Consider the following 6,227-nt stretch of genomic DNA (forward strand, 5'->3'; position numbering starts at 1 on the left):
TCAATTAATTCTCCACCAGAACCTATTTCTTGGAGATACTGTTAGGGCTTCTATATAGAGTTTAAAAACTATAACGTTATAGTTTTGAACACTATCTGTATTGTCTGGTGCGTAAGTCCGGAGCGTGAAAGTCTCTCTCAACAAGTTGGCCAAATCAATTTTCTAACGTCAAAAAATGTAATTTCCCAAAATTATCGCCAGCAATAATTATTTCTCCATTTGCTGTAGCAGCACAACATAGAAACCCACTATTTCCATAAAAAGTAGCGATCGCTTTCTGGTTGTTTAAATTCCACAATTTTAGAGTTCCATCTAAGGAAGCAGAAATAATTCGATTATTTGGCAGTGGGATAACCTCTAAAACATATTTATGATGACCTTTTAACATAGCAACTTGTTCGCCAGTTGTCAAATCCCAAATCATAATTTCCCCATGATAATAACCGGAAATAATATACTTATTATCAGGAGTTACTGCTACTGAATAAACTGAACCTAAACCAGCATTCAAAGTCAAAATTCTTTCTTTTGTTTGTAAATTCCAAACTATAACAGTTCTATCATATGAACCAGAAATTACCTTCTGACCATCAGGAGTTATTGCTAAACATAATACCTCCTCTTCATGCCTTCCCAAATAACCAATTTCTTCCTTTAATTCCAAATCCCAAATAGTTGTTCCAAAATCTCTCCAATATCCAGAAATAAAAGTCTTACCATCTGGAGCTATTGTGATAAATTTTCCCAAATTAACAGGAGCTAAAAATTCCAGTATTTGCTCTCTGGTTTTGCGATTAAAAAATTTAATAGTTCGTTTTTTACCACTAGGTAATGAACCACCACAACCCACTAATACCTCTTTGCAATCGGGAGTTACTGCTAAAGAATGTATCGGTTCTCCATTTCCTGTTTCTAAATCAAAAACTTCACGAAAATTTGTTAAATCCCAGACTTTTACTATCATTTCACAACCACCGGAAATCGCCCATCTACTATTAGGAGTAATAGCAATAGTATGTATCTCGTTGCAATGACTAATCTGAGAATAATTTGATTTTTCTTCCCCTAAAATTTTGGTTAAATCCCAAACTTTAATAGTTCCGTCAGTGCTACAGGAAATTGCTTGTTTAGCATCAGTTGTAATTATTATTTTATTGACACAACTACTATGGTCTCTGAAGGTATAAATTTCCTTTCCAGTTTCTAAATTCCAGACTTTAATTATTCCCTGACTATCCCCAGAAAATAAATATTTATTATCGGGAGTTACCGCTAGAGAATCAACAGCATCGTCGTGACCAGATAAGACAAATATTCTCTCTCCAGTTTTCCAATCCCAAACGAAAATTTCTCCGTAAAAAACATCCCATACTCCATCTACATCATGAGCAATAACCTGCTTACCATCTGGTGTAACTATAGCACCAAGAATTTCAGCATTATGACCATGAATTGTCGTTATTAATTTTCTTTTTTTCCTGTTCCAAACTTTAATAGTTTTGTCATTAGAAGTTGAAACAATTTCTTCTCCATTTGGTGTTAGGGTGACAGATGTGACTTCTGCTTTATGGGCTTTCATAGTCAAAACATCTCGATTTTTTTCTAAGTCATAGATATTAATAGCACCGTTATTAGAAGAGGAAATTAATTCTTTGTCATCTGGTGTAATAACTACTGAAGTAACTGCTTCTGAATGTAAATTTAGGGTAATTTTTTCAGTTTTTGCGACTAAATCCCAAATTTTTATTGTCGTATCTTCCGAAGCTGAAATAAGTAATTTTTGGTCTGAAGTAACTGCTAATGAATTGATAGTTTTTGTATGACCTGTAAAAGTTAATATTTCTGCTGCATTTGCTAGATTAAAAACTTTAATTGTGCCATCATTAGCACCAGAAATTATTTGTTTTTCATCAGGAGTAATAGTTAAAGCTATTATTGGTCTATCGTGAGGATTAATAGTCCGAATTAATTCAGAATCAGGAGGTGCGAAACTAGAAGTTAAAGGACGCAACCAAGGATTTCTTCTACTTTTTTTTGCTTGTGTCAGTAAATTTTTAATATCTGGATGTTCGATATCTACTAAACGACTCCATAGTTGTTCTACTAATTGTTTTTTATCTTTTTTCAGAATATGTTCTGAAACACGAATTACTGCTTGAATTAATCTCAGATTTTTTGTTTGTTCTGCTGTTAGATTTGATGATTGTGGTGAATTTAGTGCTAAGTCATAATCTGCTATTAATTCCAGGGTTTGAGCAGCTTCAATTTTAGCTTTAATAAAATGAAAATCTGTTAAATATTGATATAACTCAGGAAAATTTCCTGTTTCTAATAATTCTCTAATTTTGGTTTTAATCGCAGTTTTTTTATTTTTCGTGGAAAGACTTCTTAGCCATTTACGAACTTCATTCATTAGTTTATACCAATTTTAAAAAAGGAAAATTTGTAGAAAATTTGTAGGGTGCGTATTTACGGCTTAAATTCAGACTATGAAAGGTATTTAATAATCCGTCGCAGGGCACCACTAAATATATGTCATACCAATAATTATCAAAAACTTTGTTATATTTGAAATTTCTATTTCTAAATAGTATTTGACAACTGATAACTCAAATGACGCTATTTAAGTCTTTAATAATATAGGAATGACGCACCAGACAATATATAGTGCCATAAACTCCAACGTTATAGTTTTCACACTCTATATATAGTAGCTTGGCTTCATTCATGTAATATTTGTTATTTTCATAGTTATCTCAACTTTGAAATTTCTATTTCTCCATCAGGACTTATATAGAATCCGGTTAAATACTTATCGTATCGCTCTAGGAGTCAGGAGTCAGGAGAAAGAAAAGATTTAGAGCATGAATTTTTAAATTCGCCCACGCTAGAAAATCTGTATTAAGAGAAAGTATAGATGCGATTACTGTATAACCGGATTTTATATTACACACTAGACACTACATATAGGGTTCAAAAACTATAACGTTATAGATATGTAGTGTTTAGGACTCCAAAATGCCTCAGTCCTGTCAATACTATTTGACAACTGATAACTCAAATGACGCGATCTAAGTCTTTAATAATATAGGACTTACCGAAATAATTAATAATTAAACAATTAAATAATTAGATCATTCACGCCTTGAAGCCTCCCCTTTCAAGGGGAAAAAGCGGTCGTTTGCGGAGCAGTCCGTCAGGATGAGATGGCGTTTGGCTGCGCGACATATAAAGCGGAGCGGCTCTGCATTCTTCGGGTTTCCGTTCCCTCCGGGACGCTACGCGTTTGGCTGCGCGACATATAAAGCGGAGCTTTGCGCTAGCAAACGCCATATCTAATCAACCAAGAGAAATAAATCTTTTCCTTATTCGTCAATCCTCTCCCTAAAAGGGAGAGGTAATTATCAATTATCAATTATCAATTATCAATTATCAATTAATGAAACACTATACCATATATATAGAGTCATAAACTCAAATGTTCTAGTTTTTACACCCTATATATAGCACCTGACCATCATTCATGTAATATTTGTTATTTTCATAGTGATTTTAGCACTTTGCCAGTATAGTATTACTCTTAATAAATGGTATCAGCAAAATTTGTAGTGGACGGACAAAGCTAAAATGATGCGTTACGACAGATTTCTAAATCCCTTTCCTAGTCTGAATTTAAGCCGTAAATACGCACCCTACTAGACCAACACATATTCCAGGGTGCGTTACATCATTGGGGGGCGAGTTTATCTAACTTTAGGTGAAAGCTCATTAATTTAACGGGGAAACCCACCCCTACTATTGCACTATTTTAAGTGTGTCACTCTACTACAAGTTTTGCTGAATTCTAAATTCTAAATTCTAAATTCTAAATTCCCTATTTTCTTAACTGCAGCATTTGTGCTGTCAATGCTAAACTCTCCTCATACAAAACATCCCGACCCCAACGTTGTAACTGTTGTGCCATCAAAGCTTCTGCTTTCTGATCGGTTAATGCTGTTACTTGCTCAGTCAAACAAGACTGCGCCTTACCACCAGACTCTAACCGCATACAACCAGTAGTTTCAGAACACAAAATTGTGCAACAATCAACATCAGCATCTGAATTACTCGAACCTAAACGTAAACCAACTAAATCTCCAGGAATTTCACCAAAGTCAGCAGTAGGAATAGCTGCTAACTCAGCCAAAATTTCTTGATTGTTATGCCCAGTAAATTTTATATGGGTAATATCATAATCACCACCTAATTCTGTATAAGAAACTGGTTTCCAATCCAGACGACTAGCAAACCAACCTAAAAACATTAGCGCTTGAGCAGCATTTCCTTTCTCATAGTCAAGAGTAATAGTATCAACTTCCCATAAAGCTGCTCGTCGTTTTGGAGGGTCAAAAGTTGCAGCAATTAATTCTTGCCAAGCAGATAGACGATGCCAGTTAAGGTCAGCAATATAGGTTTCGTTTTCAATCAACTCCTGCATCTTTAAAAATTCTGATTCAGGGTCGGAAAAATAGCAGGAGTCCATAATTATACAGTTGCTCGCCTCACACAAACTACGAAATAATTGCTGCTCTGTGTTGGGGGTCGCTTTCCACCAGACAAATTTCGGTAAATCTGGAATCATTAATGATTTTACTGTTTCATCTACCCTTTGCATGGCTAATTTTGTGCCCCGCAGGGTGACATATTCACTGCAAACTAAATTAGAACTACTTTGCTTCTGAATTGGACAATAGGCAGATACTTGAGCTGTAACTCCTGTATCTTCTTCCCCAATAGTTGGACATAGGGTCATAACGCGACTGGGGTTTTGAGTGGCGATCGCATCTGCCATACTAAAACCCCTGAGATTTATATTTGTGACTTTTTGACGGTCTTCTGGTTGTTTTGCAAATTCTTCCCGCAATTTGGCGAGGGTTTCGGGGTCTACTCTACCTGTAATTGGCAGTTGATAAGCTTTTTGTGCTTCTTTAACCCCATTCCGGGTTTGTGGCCCATGAATCCCATCAATTGGACCATCATAGAATCCTAGCCCCCCTAGCAATTGTTGAAATTCTTCTGGTTCATAAACTACCATGCTAAAGGTGGCTGCTCTAGTAGCAATGGAAGTTGCTTTGCCTTGATTTTGACTTAGCCAGATTTTACTTAGTTCTTCTTCTATTTCTCCTAGGGAGATATCTTTTGGTTGTTGTAAGGCAACAATTGGTGTAGTCATATTTTTGTTTTTCCTTAAGTGTTAATTTTTCTTTAAGTATAGGACTTACGCAGAGGTACTATATGTAGATGCAAAAAACTATAACGTTATAGTTTTGAACACTATATACATGGTATTTGCGTAAATCCTAAAGTGGTTGGACAAAATTAAATTTAACTGTGAAGTTATGGAAGACAAAATACTGTAACAGTCAACATAGAAGGAGTTTCAGCTTAGTTAATCGTTCTTAACACAGTGATATTTATTTATGTCCTGGTACTTATTAGATCGGGACTTACGCAGAGGTAGTATATAATATAGATATAGAGTCAAAAACTATAACGTTATAGTTTTTGACGCTATATACATTATCTTTGTGTAAGTCCTATAGATAATGAATAATTTAATAGGATAGTTTCTATTTTAAGTTATAGGGTAGAGTAATTTGGCAGATTTTACCTAATTAAAATAGATTATTTTTGTATTCCTGTAAGTTTTGCATTAGGAAGTTAGGACTGAAGGTATAAGATGATTGTTTAAAAGATTTTTCCATTTCCTAGTTAAGTTATTTCTTTTACCGAATAATTAAGCTTTAAAGCGTCTCCTTTCAATGACAAAAAAGCGGTCGTTTGCGGAGCATGACCTTAGGATGGGATGGGGAGGTCTCCATTCCCTCCGGGACGCTACGCGTTACATGTCGCGCAGCGTTTCATGTCGGCTCTTAGCCGAAAACGCCATATCCAATCGACCAAGAGAACAAGAAAATTATTTTTGACTAATCCTCTTATTTTTCAGAAGAGGTGATTATTAATTATTAATTTTTAACTAGCTATTACCTATCATCATTTAGCTTATCAGCTAAAAATCCAAGGGTTTAAATCCCCCACAAGAGTTTGAAAAATTAGTGATGCCCTTTTTTGGGGGTTTTAATCCGCTTATTCAATCATCTTCCTTTTAGGTAGAGGTAATTATCAATTATCAATTATCCATTATCAATTATCCATTATCCATTATCAATTATCCATTATCCATTATC

2 protein-coding genes are annotated in these 6,227 nt (G+C 34.9%); both read right to left on the reverse strand.

Annotation, left to right across the window (positions count from 1 at the left end; translation table 11 throughout):
- Nucleotides 1–154: 154 nt before the first annotated feature.
- Nucleotides 155–2,413, reverse strand: a complete 2,259-nt coding sequence (locus tag ACP6PK_RS12020) for a WD40 repeat domain-containing protein (RefSeq protein ID WP_426559796.1) — start codon at nt 2,411–2,413, stop codon at nt 155–157.
- 1,461 nt (nt 2,414–3,874) lie between these two features.
- The gene (gene opcA / locus ACP6PK_RS12025; protein WP_426559797.1) at nt 3,875–5,212 is read right to left on the reverse strand and encodes a glucose-6-phosphate dehydrogenase assembly protein OpcA; all 1,338 of its coding nucleotides are present in this window, start codon (nt 5,210–5,212) and stop codon (nt 3,875–3,877) included.
- Between the last annotated feature and the right edge of the window lie 1,015 nt (nt 5,213–6,227).

Source organism: Dapis hubbardiae BLCC-M172, from assembly GCF_050016015.1.
Lineage (GTDB): Bacteria > Cyanobacteriota > Cyanobacteriia > Cyanobacteriales > Microcoleaceae > Trichodesmium.